The 16,509-nt window shown below is 55.7% G+C and carries 16 protein-coding genes; 14 read left to right on the plus strand and 2 right to left on the minus strand.

Going from position 1 to position 16,509, the window contains the following annotated elements; genetic code table 11:
- Positions 1-62: 62 nt before the first annotated feature.
- The 8 genes from JSS75_12040 to JSS75_12075 all read left to right on the plus strand — a co-directional run bounded on the left by JSS75_12040 (position 63) and on the right by JSS75_12075 (position 8,099).
- Positions 63-3,656, plus strand: coding sequence for a hypothetical protein (locus JSS75_12040; protein ID MBS1904428.1), 3,594 nt, complete (start codon positions 63-65; stop codon positions 3,654-3,656).
- 23 nt (positions 3,657-3,679) lie between these two features.
- Positions 3,680-4,150 carry a methylated-DNA--[protein]-cysteine S-methyltransferase gene (locus JSS75_12045; GenBank protein MBS1904429.1) on the plus strand — a complete coding sequence of 157 codons (471 nt, stop codon included), beginning with the start codon at positions 3,680-3,682 and terminating at the stop codon, positions 4,148-4,150.
- Between the two features lie 20 nt (positions 4,151-4,170).
- Positions 4,171-4,773, plus strand: coding sequence for a sigma-70 family RNA polymerase sigma factor (locus JSS75_12050; GenBank protein MBS1904430.1), 603 nt, complete (start codon positions 4,171-4,173; stop codon positions 4,771-4,773).
- Complete coding sequence (locus JSS75_12055) at positions 4,770-5,009, plus strand: zf-HC2 domain-containing protein (protein ID MBS1904431.1); 240 nt, start codon at positions 4,770-4,772, stop codon at positions 5,007-5,009. The genes JSS75_12050 and JSS75_12055 overlap by 4 nt, the downstream gene beginning before the upstream one ends.
- 49 nt (positions 5,010-5,058) lie before the next feature.
- Positions 5,059-6,171, plus strand: a complete 1,113-nt coding sequence (locus JSS75_12060) for an MBL fold metallo-hydrolase (GenBank protein MBS1904432.1) — start codon at positions 5,059-5,061, stop codon at positions 6,169-6,171.
- A 2-nt stretch (positions 6,172-6,173) separates the two neighbouring features.
- Positions 6,174-6,602 carry a rhodanese-like domain-containing protein gene (locus JSS75_12065; protein ID MBS1904433.1) on the plus strand — a complete coding sequence of 143 codons (429 nt, stop codon included), beginning with the start codon at positions 6,174-6,176 and terminating at the stop codon, positions 6,600-6,602.
- A 17-nt stretch (positions 6,603-6,619) separates the two neighbouring features.
- Entirely contained in the window at positions 6,620-6,805 is a 186-nt protein-coding gene (locus tag JSS75_12070; protein ID MBS1904434.1) for a hypothetical protein, read from the plus strand.
- Between the two features lie 124 nt (positions 6,806-6,929).
- Positions 6,930-8,099 carry an aminotransferase class V-fold PLP-dependent enzyme gene (locus JSS75_12075; GenBank protein MBS1904435.1) on the plus strand — a complete coding sequence of 390 codons (1,170 nt, stop codon included), beginning with the start codon at positions 6,930-6,932 and terminating at the stop codon, positions 8,097-8,099.
- 15 nt (positions 8,100-8,114) lie between these two features.
- On the opposite strand, the gene JSS75_12080 is transcribed toward JSS75_12075, so the two are convergent.
- Positions 8,115-10,097 carry a hypothetical protein gene (locus JSS75_12080; GenBank protein ID MBS1904436.1) on the minus strand — a complete coding sequence of 661 codons (1,983 nt, stop codon included), beginning with the start codon at positions 10,095-10,097 and terminating at the stop codon, positions 8,115-8,117.
- Between the two features lie 337 nt (positions 10,098-10,434).
- On the opposite strand from JSS75_12080, the gene JSS75_12085 reads away from it, so the two are divergent.
- The 3 genes from JSS75_12085 to JSS75_12095 all read left to right on the plus strand — a co-directional run bounded on the left by JSS75_12085 (position 10,435) and on the right by JSS75_12095 (position 13,430).
- Positions 10,435-11,181 carry a hypothetical protein gene (locus JSS75_12085; protein ID MBS1904437.1) on the plus strand — a complete coding sequence of 249 codons (747 nt, stop codon included), beginning with the start codon at positions 10,435-10,437 and terminating at the stop codon, positions 11,179-11,181.
- A gap of 165 nt (positions 11,182-11,346) precedes the next feature.
- On the plus strand, positions 11,347-12,546 hold the full coding sequence (locus JSS75_12090; GenBank protein ID MBS1904438.1) for an OmpA family protein: 1,200 nt from the start codon (positions 11,347-11,349) through the stop codon (positions 12,544-12,546).
- Positions 12,547-12,608: 62 nt separating this feature from the next.
- Complete coding sequence (locus tag JSS75_12095; protein MBS1904439.1) at positions 12,609-13,430, plus strand: hypothetical protein; 822 nt, start codon at positions 12,609-12,611, stop codon at positions 13,428-13,430.
- Between the two features lie 3 nt (positions 13,431-13,433).
- On the opposite strand, the gene JSS75_12100 is transcribed toward JSS75_12095, so the two are convergent.
- Positions 13,434-14,288 carry a hypothetical protein gene (locus JSS75_12100; protein ID MBS1904440.1) on the minus strand — a complete coding sequence of 285 codons (855 nt, stop codon included), beginning with the start codon at positions 14,286-14,288 and terminating at the stop codon, positions 13,434-13,436.
- 135 nt (positions 14,289-14,423) lie between these two features.
- On the opposite strand from JSS75_12100, the gene JSS75_12105 reads away from it, so the two are divergent.
- The 3 genes from JSS75_12105 (at position 14,424) to JSS75_12115 (ending at position 16,498) form a co-directional block, all read left to right on the plus strand.
- The gene (locus JSS75_12105) at positions 14,424-15,032 is read left to right on the plus strand and encodes a hypothetical protein (protein MBS1904441.1); all 609 of its coding nucleotides are present in this window, start codon (positions 14,424-14,426) and stop codon (positions 15,030-15,032) included.
- A 67-nt stretch (positions 15,033-15,099) separates the two neighbouring features.
- The gene (locus JSS75_12110) at positions 15,100-15,681 is read left to right on the plus strand and encodes a gamma carbonic anhydrase family protein (GenBank protein MBS1904442.1); all 582 of its coding nucleotides are present in this window, start codon (positions 15,100-15,102) and stop codon (positions 15,679-15,681) included.
- Positions 15,682-15,811: 130 nt separating this feature from the next.
- On the plus strand, positions 15,812-16,498 hold the full coding sequence (locus JSS75_12115; protein MBS1904443.1) for a sigma-70 family RNA polymerase sigma factor: 687 nt from the start codon (positions 15,812-15,814) through the stop codon (positions 16,496-16,498).
- Positions 16,499-16,509 lie beyond the last annotated feature (11 nt).

A 16,509-nucleotide genomic window follows, 5' to 3' on the forward strand; every position in this document is an offset into this window, starting at 1 on the left:
ACCCTGAGGCAATCGGTTACAAATGAAACAACACGAAATCTCGACTCGTAGCGATCCTCAGGATGCCCCAAGAACTCTACCAAGAACTCCTCGACCGCCTCGCACACCTTCGCGCCAAACGCGAACGGGTGGCATTTGGCATCGGCTTCTGGCGGAGCGTCTCGATCCTATCGGCCGCAGCGCTGGTTTCGATCACGATCGAGTGGCTGTTCCATCTCGGGATCGCGGGCCGTACGGCGGTAGTTATCTCGTTCGTTGCCCTCACGCTGGTGTGCCTCGGGATGTTCGTTCTCCCGCCGCTGGCGGAAATGCTCGGCCTCAGACGCAGGATTTCCGACGAAGCGCTCGCCGCGCGCATCGGCTCTCATTTTGGGGAAGTCGAGGACCGACTCGTCAACGTCTTGCAGCTTGCATCGATCGCACCACAAGCCCGGCAGGGAATTCCCTCGTTTGCATCTGCCGCATTCTCTTCTACATATTCGACGGTGCGGCATCTCGATTTCACAAAGATCATCGACGAACGTCCGCTGCGTCGTTCGCTCCTGTTCTTCGTGGTGGTCATCGCATCGTCGCTGGGCATCTATTTCGCTGGTGGCAGCGAACTATCCGCCGCCGCGAACAGGCTGATCCATTTTCGCACCTTTTATCAAAAGCCTGCACCATTCACGTTCGTGCTTCGTCCCGGGAATACAAAAGTGCTCCGTGGCGATGCGGTGCATATCGTAGTGCGCACTACGGGCGAGCAGTTGCGAACCCTCCGGCTCCGATACCGCGAAGGCTCCGGCGGGGAATTCGAGAATATCGAGCTTCAGGCCCGTATCATCGATTCGGCGACCGCACCGCTTAAGCAGAGCATGACCGAGTTTGCATACGAACTCCATCCGCAGCACACGACCGAATACTACGTCGAGGCTCGAGATATCGAGTCGGAGCAGTATACGATCACCGTATTAGATCGACCGGTGATAAAACAATTGTCAGTCACGCTGACGCCTCCGGCGTACACACACCAGAAACCACGCACACTCGATGACAATTTCGGCGATATTTCTACCCTGAGCGGTACGCGCGCATCGTTCAGCGTCAATTCGTCCAAACCGTTGCATGCGGCCTCGCTTGTGTACCGTCCGTTGCCAGTGCAACCGACCGATTCTGCGTCCCAGAAGCAGACTACACGCGACTCTGTCATAACCTACCCCATGACAATCGACGGCCAGCATGCAAGCACGACACTGACGCTGACACGCCCGGGTACGTATCATATTACGTTACTCGATGACGATTCCGTGAGTAGCGAACATCCGATCGAATATGCGGTAGCGTTGACTGCCGACGAGCCTCCGGCCATCGTCCTGCTCGAACCGGAAGAACGCTCCGAACTCCCGAGTTCGCTGCGCGTCCCGATGCTCATGAAGATTCACGACGATTACGGCTTCAGTTCGCTCAAGCTTGGGTATCGCATCCGTTCGTCGAAGTATCTGCCCGAACAGAAAGAATACACCTGGACGGCGTTGCCCCTGGCGGAGTATAGCACACAAGATGAGGAAGTACCATACATCTGGAATCTGACGCCGCTCAATCCGTCGCCGGAAGACGAGATCGCATACGTATTAGAAGTCGCCGACAATGACAACGTGACTGGCCCGCACCGCACGCGCACCAGCGAATTTGTGGTTCGCTTCCCGTCGGTCGAAGAGATTTTTAAACGAGCGGACGAGCAATCGGGCAATGCGGAAAAGACATTGCGCGAGATCAAGCAAGATGCCGAAGAACTCAAAAAGAAGGTCGATGAAGCGGTTAACGAACTGAAGCAAACTCCGACGTCCGAGATCGCAAAGAAGCAGCAGGACTTCTCGATGAAGAAGGGTGCGCAAGAAATGCTCAAACGTCAGGACGAGCTCAATAACCGTGTCGCCGACGTCAAGAAAGAACTGGAGAAGATGACCGACCGCCTGAATCAGCAGCAGGCGCTTTCCCCCGAGACGATGGAGAAGTACATGGAGTTGCAGAATCTCTTCAAGGAGATCAAAACTCCAGAGCTCGAAGCCGCGATGAAAAAGCTGCAGGATGCGATGAAGAGTCTCGATCCGCAGGCCATGCAGCAGGCGATGAAAAATTTTCAATTCAACGAAGACCAGTTTAAGAAGTCGATCGAGCGCACAGCGAACATCCTCAAGAAGATCAAAGCCGAACAGAAGGTCGACGAGCTCATGAAGCGCTCCGACGAACTGGCAAAGGCACAGGAGAAAACATCCGAAGCGGAACAGCAGGCTGCACAGAACGGCAAGCAACAAACGCCTGAAGAGCGTTCGATGGCCGAACGCAAGCAGCAGGATGCAAAGAACGAGCTCGACCGCATGAAGCAGGAATCCAAAGAGCTTGCGCAGGACATGAAAAAGCTTCCGGAAGCGATGCAGGCGCCGCAAGAGATGAACGACGCGATGGATGCGCTGAACGATCCGACGATGTCGCAAGCAATGCAAGATGCACAGGATGCGATGCGCCAAGGGCAGCACAACCGTGCATCACAGCGATCGAAGGATGCAGCACAAAAAGCAAAGAACGCCCGCAACAAGCTTTCGCAGCTCAAACAGAAGCTTTCGCAGAACGAACGCCAGAAGGCGATCGCCGACCTCAAGCGGCTACGCGAGGAAATGAACCGCCTTTCGAGAGCAGAAGAAGCCTTGAAGAAACAGTCACTCGGGGCACAACCGCAATCGAACGTGTTTCGCGATCTTGCCGATGTGCAAGCGGACCGGCGCGAAGAACTCGGCGATGCTGCAAGCGAACTCTTCCAGATGGCCCAGCGCTCGACTGCGATCACGCCCGAAATGGGCAAGACGATTGGCCAGGCGTTCAATCACATGCAGGAAGCGCTCGATGCAATGAGCGACCGCAACCAAAGCGGTGCCATTACCCATACGCAAGGAGCGATGACATCGCTCAACCAGATGTCGCAGGAAGCGCAGAAAGCGATGGAGGCCATGCAGCAGCAAGGCAACGGCTCATGCCCGAATCCCGGCTCGAACCCGGGCGGTGAAAATCCGGGAGGAATGGGTGGCGACGGTACACCCGGCGGCGCCGGTGGCAGCGCGATGCAGCAGTTCTTGAGCCAGATCAACCAACTTGCTGCCTCGCAACAAGCGCTCAACGACAAGATGCAGGGTATGATGGGCCAAAACGGTGCACAGTCGGCCGAGCAACAAGCGATGCAACAACAGGCACAGCTTTCGCGGCTCGCAGCCGAGCAGGGCGCTGTACAGAAATCGCTGCAAGACCTCGCGCAAGAGCAGAAAGAAGCGCAAGGAGGCAATCGTAAAGTTGCCGAGGATCTGCAGAAACTTGCCGATCAAATGCAGGATGCGATTACGGAAATGCGCTCGAAGGGCATCCGGCCAGAGACGATCCAACGGCAAGAGAGAATTCTCTCCAAATTGCTGCAAGCCGAACGCAGCGTTCACGAACGCGATAAAGAACAAGAGCGCGAAGCGAAGTCTGCCGAGGATATCAAACGGAGTTCTCCGGCAGCGCTCGATCTGAATTCCGATGATGCAAAGCGTGCCATCAAAGAGGATCTGCTTCGCACGAACGAGAGCGTCTATTCGAAAGACTATCAAACGCTGATCAAGAAATATCTCGAGAAGCTCTCGAAGTAACCAGTTGCCCTACTCAGGGACCGATGCCACACACTACTATCGACTCACCCATCGGCCCGATCGTCATTCGTGCAAATGATCGTGGCATCACCTCCATCTCGTTTTCTGATGCCCTCGCATCCGACTCCGAACACTCCGCGATCGTCGACCTCGCTGCTCGTCAACTCGCAGAGTATTTCGAAGGCACGCGAACGGTATTCCAACTGCCGCTTGATGCAGGAGGTACCCCATTCCAACGGCGCGTGTGGAATGCATTGCTCGATGTCCCGTTTGGAAAAACTGCGTCGTACCTACAGATCGCCCGGCTCTTGGGCGATGAGCAAGCAATCCGAGCCGTCGGGCTCGCCAATGGGAAGAATCCGATCGCCATTGTCGTACCGTGTCACAGAATCATCGGCTCCGACGGTTCGCTTACCGGGTACGCAGGCGGACTTTGGCGCAAGGAGTGGTTGTTGCGCCATGAAGGCGTGCTGAACCAGACAACGTTGTTCTAACACACCGTGTTAAGAGAATAATGGATGTAGCAGCGTTATCCGGATTTGGCGATGATGCCACAGTGATCGCCTCCGCGAAAAGCGGCGACGAGAAGGCATTTCGCGAACTGGTCCGCCGGTACCAGGATACAGTCTATCGCTTTGCGTTCAACGTCTGCCGCGATCAGGACAAAGCAGCTGAGACGCTCCAGAATACGTTCATCAACGTCTACCGCAAGCTCGATACGTTCGACGGTCGCTCGAAATTCTCGACCTGGCTCTATAGCATCGTCACGAACAACTGCCTGATGCGCCGTCGCTCCGATAGTACGCGCCGGCAGGAGCTTTCGCTTGACGATCCGCTCATCGAAGCAGAGACATCCTCGTTAGCTTCCGATGCCGAGACCGTCTCACCGATGCATGCGCTGCTTGAGGGCGAGCTCAAAGAAGTATTCGACAACGCGATCCTGAAACTTCCCGTCGATTACCGCATCGTATTTGTGATGCGCGATCTCGAAGACATGCCCGCCGCAGAAGTATCGAAAGCCCTTGGCATTTCGGTTGCCGCAGTTAAGTCTCGCCTTTTTCGCGCACGAGAATTCCTGCGTAAGCAACTACGACCGTATGTGGAGGACTCGTTATGAAACAGATGCAGTGTGAAGACGTCCGCCGACTCGTCGGCGAAGGGCTGAACATCGAGCGCAATTCGCCGACGTGTTTGTCCGTCCGCGAACATCTCTCCACGTGCGACGACTGCCGCGAGTTCGTTGCATCGCTCGAAAAAACGATCGATTGCTACCGCACCTACGAGATTCCCAAGCCCGAAAATCTCGATTCCCTGCTCAAAGACACGATCGATAGCATTACCGGCGCCTCCTGAATCCTTTCTGCGGGATGCTGCATCATATCCCGGTAACAGAGAGGATTACATGACTATAAAACAAATACGCTCAACCGACGGGACAGGGACGCTGTCGTACTTCATCATTGACGATGCGACCAAACGCGCCGTCCTGCTCGATCCCAATTTCAAAGACGTCGATATGCTCGCCGAACTCGTGGATGTCCTCGGCATCCGCTTGATGGCTATCATCGACACCCATACACACGCCGACCACATCAGCGGCGCACAAAATCTGAAGGAGATTACCGGCGCGCCGGTCCTGATGCACGAACTCTCGAAAGAGAAATACAAATTTGTCGATCTCGGCGACAAGTTCGGTATCGGCGACATCCTTCGCGCGAATGTCAACGTGCATATCGATCGCTATCTCAATGACGGCGACATCCTGCACATCGGCGACCTGTCGATCAAGGTCATTCACACGCCCGGACATACGAACGATCATATCGCGTTGCTCGTGGATGGGCATCTCTTCACCGGCGACGTGCTGCTGATCGGTCAAGCCGGACGCAGCGATCTGCCGAGCGGCAATACCGACGAGCAGTACAAGACGATCTTCTCCACAATTCTGAACCTTCCGGAGAGCACCGTCATCCACCCCGGTCACGATTACGAAGGCCACGAATCGGCGTTACTCGCAGACGAGAAGCGGACGAACCCGTTCTTGCAAGCACGTACGGAAGCCGAATATCGCGAATTCGTCCACGAATTCTTCCCGCCGATGGCCGATGCCGAAGGCGGACACGTCGTCTTGCAATGCGGTGCGAAACGCATCGAAAGCGATCACGAAGGCTATGTTAACATTCGAGCCGACGAATTGCAACGAATGATGGCAACCGACAAAAATCTCGTCGTTCTCGATGTTCGCGAGGCATTCGAGTTGAAAACATTCGGAGCGATCGACGGCGTCGTGAATATCCCTGTCGGCGATATCATCTACCGCAAAGCGAACCTCGATGAATACAAAGGCAAGTCCGTCGCTGTCATTTGCCAGACCGGCGGCCGGTCAATGGAGGCAGCGCATGTACTTACGTCTCGCGGTTTCAAGAATGTCTATAATGTTGTCGGCGGCACCCTTGCGTGGATGATGGCCGGCCTTCCCGTAACACGCCCGAAACGCAAAGGAATATTCGCATGAGAATGAATTCTGCCCTTCTGACCCGGCTTCGTCTCCTCGTTGTCTTCGCCACGCTCGGCGTTGCGGTTGCATCGTGTTCCGACGGTGCAGCACAATCCTACAAAACCTACACGCCGGCCGAAGTGACGACGTTCCTCAAGCAGGATACTACGGCCGTCGTGCTGGACGTCCGCACCCCGGAAGAATACGCAAGCGAGACGGGACATCTCAAGAACGCCAAGCTCATTCCGGTCCAACAACTCGAAGACCGAATCGGCGAGCTTGCATCGGTCAAGAACAAGACGGTCGTTGCCTATTGCCGTAGCGGCCATCGCTCGAAGCAAGCCTCGGAGATCCTTTCAAAGAAAGGGTTCAAGATCATCAATATGGATGGCGGCATCACCGCATGGAATGCTGCCGGGTTGCCGACCGAACAAGGAGCAGCGAAATGACGAAGTTCAGACGCTTCATGCGCTGGGCAATGCTGCCCATCGGTGCGATCGGAGGATATCTCTACTATCACTTCGTCGGCTGCCCTGACGGGACGTGTGCCATTGCATCGAACCGTGAGTACATGATCCTGTACGGGATCTTCATCGGATATTTCATCGGGGCATTGTTTGTCCCGGCGAAACAGGAGAAGGTAGCTCAGTAACGACAAACCTTTCCCCACAAGCAGGACGACGTCATTGGGTGGATGGCGTCGTTCTTCTTTTTTGTATCCGGCCATACGTCTGCTGCTCCGTGCGTAAATTTGTGTTTTCGATCTTGCTCATACGATGGACCAGCTCGCCGCCAAATATCGCTCGCATTTCCCGATCCTCGAGACGTCGACCTATATGATCTCCAATTCGCTCGGCGCCATGCCGCGCGAGGTCGAATCGCAACTGATGCATTACACTCATGAGTGGCAGACCGAAGGCGTCGAGGCGTGGCACTCGTGGTTTCCGCTCGTCGATACGGTCAGCGGCCTCTTCGGCAAGATCATCGGCGCCGAAGCGCAGGATGTGACGCTCATTCATAATCTCACGGTCGGCTCTGCGCTCATTGCAAGCTGCCTCGACTTCACCGGCAAACGCAACAAGGTTGTTTTCACTGAGCTTCACTTCCCGACGATTAGCTATCTTTGGCATGGCTGGCAGAAGTACGGTGCGAAGCTTGAACTGGTGAAGTCGGACGATGGCATCACCGTCGACACGCAGAAAATCTGCGATGCGATCGACGAAGAGACGCTCATCGTCCCGATCAGCCACGTCTATTTCCGCAGCGGCGCGTTGCAGGACATCAAGACAATCATCGATCATGCACACAGCAAAGGGGCCCTCGTGATGATCGATTCCTATCAGGCGGCCGGTGTCGTGCCGATCGACGTGAAGGCACTCAACGTGGATATTCTTGCCTCCGGCGTATTGAAGTGGCTTTGCGGCGGACCGGGAGCCGCCTTCATGTACGTTCGTCGTGACCTACAGGATCGCTTCCGTCCTGCCATCCGTGGCTGGCTCAGCGATAAAGAACCGTTCGACTTCATCATGCCTGACGTCAACTTTGCCGAAGGCATGCATCGCTTCCTGACGTCGAGCATTCAGGTGCCGTGTCTTTATACGGCGATCCCTGCGCTGACGATGATGGGTGAGATCGGCATTGAGAACATCCGTGCGAAGTCGCTCGAAATGACGCAACGTATTTTTGACCTCTCGGATGAATACGGCTTCAAAGCCAACGCCCCGCGCGAAGCGCATCGCCGCGGCGGGCACGTCACTGTGGATCCCAACGGCATCACCGAAGGTAAACGCTCGACCAAAGAGATCAACGACGAACTCATCCGCCGCCGCTTCATCGTGGACTACCGCCCGCCCTTCGGCAGCCGCATCGCGCCGCACTTCTACAACACCCTCGACGAAGTAGACGCCATCTTGGCCGAGATGAAGAAGATCAAAGAGGGAATGTGATCGCTACACCCGCGACTACTGTTCATGCACAAGATGCAGCGTGAACGAATACCCCTTCGCGAGGATGCGAACGGTGTATGAGCCTGATGGTACTCTATTCAAGTTGATCGGTAGCGAACGATCCGGACCGAGCGGACCCCTCGTTGTTGTGAGAACCCGGCCAATCGCATCGAACACCGATACATCGGCAACCCCAAGCTCCAATGGAGAATGAATCGTCGCGACATCGGTCGCGGGATTCGGTATGACACTGAGCCGTGGCACATCTACTGCGATGCGCACATCGGGCGACGAAACATCCGCAGTTGAAACGGTGGCGCAGACAGTCGTCGAGAACGACGGCACGGCAGCAAGACAGCTAAACTCGGTCGGATCGGAGATGTTGACCGAATCGAACGATACAGATGTGCATGGTGTGTCGGCCGGCGTAATGCCGAAGAGAACGTATGCGATCACCGGTCTCGCCCCCTGTAGATCCTGTTGGCTGAAGTGCAGCCGTGCAATACCCGACGCAGTCGCTGTCGTACGGTCCGTTCCGCCCAACGGCGTCCACGTCCCGCGGTACACCAGCTTCGACGCATCGTAGTGAACCGACAGATCCACCGTACCCGCATGCAACGCCGGTTGCGACATGATCGGGATATCGACCGTCCCCTCAACCGTATCCATAAAGGCGCCGGGCATCGTCAGCAACTCAACGTGCTCGCGGTTTTTCCCTCGACCAAGGATGGGGACGAAGATAGTGTCACCGTTGCTTAAAACGAGTTGCATCGTGGTGTTGTAGATCCTACCCGAATCCGGGAGGAATTGAATCCGCAGCGAATCACCTTCCTGCTGCGAAGAAATTGTGAAATACTTATCGTCGTCACCGCTTGCCAATTTGATCTTGACGATTGACGGGGCTCCGCAACCGGCATGGATGGCAACCGCAGCACGGGCCGACGGGCCGCACGGCGAGACAGGAGTCGGGAAAATAATCGTCTCGGGGCTAACGGTCAACGTTCCTTTCGGGGCTGTCATCGCCGCCCGTGAGTCGATGCGTTTCCAGATCGACCCGAAGTTATCTGCTGCGAAAATGATCGTATCCTCGATCCTGACGATGTCTCGCGAATCATACGGAAGATTCGGGCCGGGCACGGTCTGCCATGTCGAACCGGTGTCTGTGCTTTCGAGGATGCCCATGGAGCGAGCGGGAAGATAGATCACTCCTGGCGTTATAAGCATGCAGCCCGACAGCGTCGTCAGCGGATACGATAAGATGCTTTTGAACGATTGGCCCCCATCTTTCGTAACGTACAACTCTGAATTCGAATTGTCTTGCGTATAATTTCCTCCTTCTTCGTTGATGCCGAAGATGACATTCTCGTTGCACGGAACGACGGCGAACGTATGCGCATCGGCTTCCATCGTCCCAGATTGGGTCGCCCAGGTCTTGCCGTAGTCTGTTGTGACTGCAATGAAGCTTGCCTGTGCATTCTCGACGAATGCGATCACATGTCCCGGACCGACAGTGTAAAAATCCTTCGGCACCACACCAAGCGGAGTCTGATTCCACGTAGCGCCGCGATCTCGGGTGAACATCGCATTGTGCGTCGTACGGTTGCCGATGACGAATTCCGAGTCAGACCCGGAGAATGCTGCGGCGAAGATCACGTCGGTACCCGAGAGCGAAACCCAGTTCAGCCCCTGATCGCGAGTCAGAAAGGCACCGAGATCGGTGCAGACGATACCCGTCTTGTCGTCGAAGAATGTTGCCGCCTGGATGGTTATAGCGGTCTTCGGTGGCAGCGGGACCGTCAACCACGTAGCACCTTTGTCAAGCGACTTATACAACTGATGTAGCCCTGCCCAGACCACGCCGCCCCCGGTTGCCATCACTCCGGAATTTCCGAAATCCCCTTGACCCACCAGATTCGAGGCAACCATCGTCCACTGCGCCCCGGCAGACGAAGCCAGAAGCATCACAAACAGTACTACCACTGCACAGAACTTGATCATTCGACTCTCCCAAAAAGTACGCATACTAACGTTATCGCACAATCATATATACCGACAAGACGTATGAAGGTGCCCGAAACTGACACCCGGTATGATTTCCCGACGACAATTTTTCGAATGAAAAGCTAATCCTTGCGAAAACCGAACCCGAATCCTACATTGCAATGCTCGTGTCTCTGACCACAATCAATAGTGGAAGGTTGCTCTGCCATGGAATTTCTGCCATGATGGAGCTACTATTTCACGGTGCTAAGAACGTCAGGCCGACCCGTCCCCCCACGTCGGGGACTTCTCTTCCTATTTTTTGTTGTATCTGCATCAGTTGCATCGGATGAGTATGATCGAGAAGCGGTGGGGGATGTTCGTGTGCATGTTGGCGCTGGGTGCGTTGGCGCTTTCGTGTGCAAAAGAAATGGATAACCAGCAGCCGGGGCAGGCGGATACGACCGCACACGGCGACAGCATACGTGCCACGTTCTACAAAACGATCGCACAGAAGCTGCCGGGCATTTGGGTCCGGCGCGATTCGAGCGGCATCGAGCAAGGCTACAACCTCCTGCCGGACGGCCGCCTGATGCTTGTCGGCGCGACGAGTAACATCTCGGGTATTCACTGGTCGCTTACTTCCGATACGCTGACGCTCTATACCCACGCCGAACCCGACACGACACCGATCCCGCATGTGTATTTCATCAAAGCGATCGACGACAGCGCTCTCTCGTTCGCTGCGCCCGGCGCACCGAACGGATACAACGAAAATTATCATCGCCGCACGGGTGGCGTCCCGCAGCGCTACGTCACGCTCTATCGTCGTCAGTTCGAGGGGATCGTTGCACCGGGCCAGATTATGAAGCATACGTTCGACGTTGAGTCGCTCTTCGACGGCGGCATCTCGCTTTCGAGCGACAGCGCCGACGTGAAGTTCTACCTGCTGCGCGGAACAACGAACCTGACACCCTCGCCTGTGCGAGAATATAACGGCCGCTTCGCCCCCGGCGAATACACCGTGCGAGTCATGTATATTTACCAGGGACGTCGCAAAGGCGCAAACGCAGACTACAACGTCCGAATCGAGGAGCGGTAGAGGTCGCACGGTCGCCTGCTTGTGCGCTCACGCCTGCATTTGTTGCCTCCGGATCGCTTGCCGAAATATTGCCGCCGGTTCATGCGTATTTTAACAGCCGATCATTCGGCATCCATCACCCGAACTGTTCACCCTATCTAACAACCGAATCCTGAAGGAGCAGACATGAACCGTATCCTGACTCTTTTGCTCGTGGGCACATGTGCCATACTGCTGTCGCGCCCCGCATCTGCGCAAATCGATATTCTTGGGAAGATCAGCGGCGAGGTAGATAAGAAGGTCGACGAATCGGTCGACGATGCGTTGCACCCAAAGAAGAAGACCGACGAGAAAAAAACCGACGACAAGAAGGACGATCAGAGCAAACAATCGTCGTCAAATACGGGCACTGCATCGAATACGACGACTTCTGCGCAAGCATTCAAAGCATACAATAATTACGATTTCAAACCGGGCGAAACGGTGATTTTCTCCGACGATTTCCGCGACGACGTCGACGGCGAGTTCGCAGCGCACTGGAATCTCGACGCGGGGCAAGCTGTCGTCAACACCATCAATGGCGAACGCGCATTCTTGCTCACCGACGGCAACTATGCAATTGTTTCGCCACGCCTCAAAACCAAAAGCTATCTCTCGGACCCGTTCACGATCGAGTTCGATTATTACCAGGCCAACTCGAGCCAATGGGCCCCGATGATCCGTTTCGAGGCGTCCGATGGGTCAAGCCCGGCGGTGTATTTCGGCAAACAAGTCCACACCGGCTCATTCCCGCACGACCTGGAAGGCAACGACATCGCCGACGACGAGACATACTACGGCAAGTGGCATCACGGCGCGATCATTTACAAGAACGATCAGCTCAAAGCATACGTCGATAACGTTCGCGCGCTGGTCGTCCCACATTGCGATTTCACGCCGGTGAGCGTAACGTTCGGCGGCATTGGCGATCAGAATGTACCAATCACGTTCAAGAATGTCCGCATTGCCGGCGGCGGTTCGCAGAACATGATCGGCAACATCATGACCGACGGCAAGTTCGTCACGCACGGCATTACCTTCGATGTCGCCAAGGCAACGCTGCGCCCCGAAAGCATGGGTGTGCTCAATGAGATCGCGAAGTTTCTCAAAGAGAACGGAGCCATCCACGTCGAGATCGATGGTTACACCGATAGCGATGGCGATGCAAACTCGAACGTCCGGCTTTCGGACGACCGCGCAGGCGCGGTCAAAACACAGCTCGTTGCCATGGGTATCGATGCGTCACGCATGAGCACGAAAGGCTTCGGCTCGAAGAATCCGATCGCGCCGAACAATACGCCCGAAGGTAAGGCGATGAATCGCCGCGTCGAGTTTGTGAAGCAATAAGTTCATTCGAGTTTGGGGCGGACGCCGATGTGGGCGTCCACCTCGCCCATTCCCTTTAGACCATGAGACTCTTCGTAGCATTCACCCTTGCGATGCTATGCGTCGCACACACGTCGTTCGCACAACGCTCTCCGCTTTTGCATCAGGATATCGCACCGTTGCTTGCCAACGGGGGGATTCCTCAGACTGCCGACGAAGCATATCGGTGGTGCACACACGACGAACTCGGCAACCTCGTATGTCCGACGCTTCAGGCATATGAAAAGACCGCAGAAGGACTTGGCAACACGCTCAGCGAAGCCGTCGCCGCGAATCAGGGCAAAGCCGGAACCGATGCATACCAGAGCCGCATGCCCGAAGAGCGTTCGGTCGTCGAGGCTGCGAACAAGCTGCAGGATCTCATGACCGGCAAAGAGGCTGCTGCGTTCACAAGTAAATTCAACTCCGATCTTGTCCAAGCCACGCAGCGAAGCGACGACCGGCATTTACAAGTAATGCGTGCACTCCAGGGTGGAATGGATTCGTGTCCGAAGATCAAAGGCGGCGAGGGAGAGTATGCCGATCCGGAATGCGTGAAGTCGAAAAATCACGAAGCGATGAAAGGACACGTCACCGCTGCGAATGTCCTGCTGGCCGATCTACGGGGTATCTATGCAGAGTACGTCCAGAAACTTCGGGCACAGTATGCGGCGATGGATGCGATCCTTGCTTCGACCGGCTACGGCTCGAAGGCGAGGACCCAGATCTATCTCGATCAGTTTACGGCCGCACAGGCAATGGAGATCTCAGGCGTTCAGCAACTGATGGGCCGATACAGCGGCGCGGTGATCGAGGCCGCTACATACGTACAGCAATTGAAAGACTGGGAGAGAGATAATCCCTGAGCACTACTTCCCTTGCGCCTCGCGCAAAAGGCGGCAGCATGTCGCCAGATGCATTCTGTTCAACGCAATCCGTTCTGCAACCAGCGTGAATAACTCGCTGAGATGTTCGCCGAATCGGTCGATGAGTTTTCTTCTACTCGCGTCGCCAACCCTCCAGATCTCCGGCGGAATGACTTCGTCGGCAACAGCGAAGGGCGGTGCAAGTGTCGCCATTTGCGTAGAGAGCAGCGACGCTTCTTGTCCGATGCGCCAGCGTTCGGCCTCGACAAGTCCGGAGGCGCGGTTGCGACGATGCCGCATAATACACTCTGCCGAGCCGTTGCAGGGTTCGCTCTGGTTGGCCTGCCGTGCCTTCTCGTCGATTGCGCGCACTTGTTCGTCGAAGGTATTCTCGAGCGCCCGATAGGACGTCTCGATCTCGTTATTGAGCGCCTGTAGTTGTCGCAACAGTGTAAGCAGCGAATCGTTGGAGATTGTCGGCTCGGACTGCACTGTGTTTGTGAACTTCTTCGTGGCTAGCGCCGTCTCGTCGTTGACCGTGCGAGTACCAGTGTCGTTCTTCATTACCTGCACCGGTGCCTGATTTGCCAGCGCTGACTGTGGCGGCTTGCGACGCGTCTGGAAGAATTGTTTCATTTGGCGTTCGAGCCGCTTGACATCGTTTGCTGTATCAAGGACGTTCGGGTCGAGCACACCAAGCGTCGCATCGTTCGGTGCGGTCTGCGGCGCTGGAAGCGAGGCGAGGTAGGCGCGAAAGCTCGTCGGCGAACTTTGTGCAAGCACGCCAGACGACAGACTCAACCCAATGAGCAATGATGCAAGTGCGCTTGCTCGGCGCAATGTGCGGTTCTTCAGCATAAGCATTCGGCAATCCTATCTCTAATTTACGACAAATTCTGGCCCGTTCATCGTTGCAACATACATTATTCATCGAACTCTCGGAATCCTTTGCCGATAGCAGCACATATCCAATCATAGAAAGGAGCCATCGGAATGGTCAGAGTTTTTTTCATGCTCGCCTTGTTCGCCGCGTTCGTCGTGGCCGAAGTACACGCGCAATCGAAAGACCACACACGGATGTTTCAACTAGGTGATTCGCCAAGCTCCGTCACCTCTACGGACCAAGAGAACAAGCGCGTTGCGCGCCGCGAGCTGAGCGACTCCATCCGCAAAGAGATTGAAAAACTTCACGAACGCATCGAAGAACTCTCAAAGAAGCTCGACGAAGTCTTGCCGGACGAACACCGTAATCGATTGATCTCACCGTTCCTCGATTCGCTAGGCAGGCTACGACAGTTGCCGGATATTGATCTCTACAGTCCGTTTCCAAAGAATTTCATCATCCCAAATCCTCAGCTCATTCCGGAAGACCACATGCTCGTGTTACCTGAGCCGCCAACCACTCCGAAGCGGTCAATCCCCAACCCACACTTTCCGGGTTGGCGCATCGAGCTACTGCGCGATATGGCCGTGAACGGTGATTCAGACGGCTTCATCTCGACACCACAACCGATCGTGACCAACCGCCTTGAGCTTCCGGACGGTCTTGCCCGATTCCTGCAGCCGGGTGCGAGCGGCGTCATTGTTGGGCAGACGAAATAAGTGACGATCACCGAAGTGTTTCACCGAGGGAGGGAATTCATTTCCCTCCCTATTCTTTTTGGGATGTATGGGATATATTATTGAGCCGGTGGAATCCGGCAAACTATACGAGTTTCAGGGCAAGACGCCCGTCGTGCATCCGAGCTGTTTCCTTGCGGCAGGTTCTCGCGTGATCGGGGATGTTATGCTCGAGGAGAATGTGAGCGTGTGGTTCAACGTCGTCATCCGAGGCGATGTGGAGCGCATCCGCATCGGGCGCAATTCGAACATCCAGGACAACGTCGTCATCCACGTAACCCATTATAAGAATCCTACATGGGTCGGCGAGGGCGTAACGGTCGGGCATTCGGCTGTGCTGCATGGCTGTACAATCGGCAACGGAGCACTCATCGGGATGAACTCGGTGGTTCTGGACCGAGCGGTCATCGGCGAAGGGGCGCTTGTTGCGGCCGGGGCTGTCGTGACACCGCACGTGCATATTCCCGCCGGCATGCTCGCAGCAGGCATCCCCGCCAAACCGATCCGGCACCTAACCGACGAGGAAAAGGCCATGGTGCTCGAGGGAGCGGACAACTACATGAAGTACGTGGCCCATTACCGAGGCGAAGCACCGCCGGAACGATGGGATACCGGCGAATTTGCCAGGTAGGATAAGCGATTGTAATTATTCGGTTTATAGAAACCCGCAGGAATGTCCGGGGCACAATTCGTTGCCCTCTGTGTCACATTCTGCCTTGTGTTCGTGTCATAGAAGTGAAAGCAGAAGGCCGGAGCGTATTGTGAAAAACCTGATAGACGATATCGTGCCTTCTGAGCAAGAGCGGAAGGCAAGCCAACCGCCAGCGTCTGCGCCCGAACCGGCGCATTCGGGCGAGGGAGATATTGCCGCATCGGGTCTGACGCCCGACCGCGAAACACAGCTCTTTCACAATTTTTTGGCAGGAAGCGACGAAGCGTTTCGAACGCTCTATGATGCATTCGAGCGATCGCTGTATGTGTATTGCTGCCGCATCTTGAAAAACGACACCGAGGCTCGCGATCTCTTCCAGGAGATCTGGATCCGGATGTACAAGATGCGCGGTGAACAGATCGAAGTTCGTCGGTTCTCCGGGTTGCTCTTTACAGTTGCGCGTAATTACTGCTTGAACGCATTGCGTGACAGCAAGAGCCACCTGAACCTTTCGTTCGACGACATGGCCGACGAGTCGGAACTGATGGTCCGTACGAAAGATATCGAGAACGCCGATCTTCGCGAGCTCCTGCAGCGTGCCCTGGCGCAGCTCCCGTTCAATCAGCGCGAGGCGTTTGTCTTGCGCGAATATGTAGGCTACACCTACGACGAAGTCGCCGAGATCATGGGCACCAACGCCGCGAATGCGCGCGCGCGTGCGCATCGCGCCAGAGAACGTTTGCGTACCATCGTCTCAGCCTGGATGGATTTGCGGACGACGGAACACGAGCATTGATGAGTGTAAGG

This window comes from Bacteroidota bacterium (assembly GCA_018266755.1).
GTDB lineage: Bacteria > Bacteroidota > Ignavibacteria > Palsa-1295 > Palsa-1295 > JAFDZW01.

What these genes read in the sequence shown, in the direction of transcription:
- JSS75_12040 (MBS1904428.1), top strand. Translation starts at nt 63, where the DNA reads ATGCCCCAAGAACTCTACCAAGAACTCCTCGACCGCCTCGCACACCTT.
- JSS75_12045 (MBS1904429.1), top strand. Translation starts at nt 3,680, where the DNA reads ATGCCACACACTACTATCGACTCACCCATCGGCCCGATCGTCATTCGT.
- JSS75_12050 (MBS1904430.1), top strand. Translation starts at nt 4,171, where the DNA reads ATGGATGTAGCAGCGTTATCCGGATTTGGCGATGATGCCACAGTGATC.
- JSS75_12055 (MBS1904431.1), top strand. Translation starts at nt 4,770, where the DNA reads ATGAAACAGATGCAGTGTGAAGACGTCCGCCGACTCGTCGGCGAAGGG.
- JSS75_12060 (MBS1904432.1), top strand. Translation starts at nt 5,059, where the DNA reads ATGACTATAAAACAAATACGCTCAACCGACGGGACAGGGACGCTGTCG.
- JSS75_12065 (MBS1904433.1), top strand. Translation starts at nt 6,174, where the DNA reads ATGAATTCTGCCCTTCTGACCCGGCTTCGTCTCCTCGTTGTCTTCGCC.
- JSS75_12070 (MBS1904434.1), top strand. Translation starts at nt 6,620, where the DNA reads ATGCGCTGGGCAATGCTGCCCATCGGTGCGATCGGAGGATATCTCTAC.
- JSS75_12075 (MBS1904435.1), top strand. Translation starts at nt 6,930, where the DNA reads ATGGACCAGCTCGCCGCCAAATATCGCTCGCATTTCCCGATCCTCGAG.
- JSS75_12080 (MBS1904436.1), bottom strand. Translation starts at nt 10,097, where the DNA reads ATGATCAAGTTCTGTGCAGTGGTAGTACTGTTTGTGATGCTTCTGGCT.
- JSS75_12085 (MBS1904437.1), top strand. Translation starts at nt 10,435, where the DNA reads ATGATCGAGAAGCGGTGGGGGATGTTCGTGTGCATGTTGGCGCTGGGT.
- JSS75_12090 (MBS1904438.1), top strand. Translation starts at nt 11,347, where the DNA reads ATGAACCGTATCCTGACTCTTTTGCTCGTGGGCACATGTGCCATACTG.
- JSS75_12095 (MBS1904439.1), top strand. Translation starts at nt 12,609, where the DNA reads ATGAGACTCTTCGTAGCATTCACCCTTGCGATGCTATGCGTCGCACAC.
- JSS75_12100 (MBS1904440.1), bottom strand. Translation starts at nt 14,288, where the DNA reads ATGCTGAAGAACCGCACATTGCGCCGAGCAAGCGCACTTGCATCATTG.
- JSS75_12105 (MBS1904441.1), top strand. Translation starts at nt 14,424, where the DNA reads ATGGTCAGAGTTTTTTTCATGCTCGCCTTGTTCGCCGCGTTCGTCGTG.
- JSS75_12110 (MBS1904442.1), top strand. Translation starts at nt 15,100, where the DNA reads ATGGGATATATTATTGAGCCGGTGGAATCCGGCAAACTATACGAGTTT.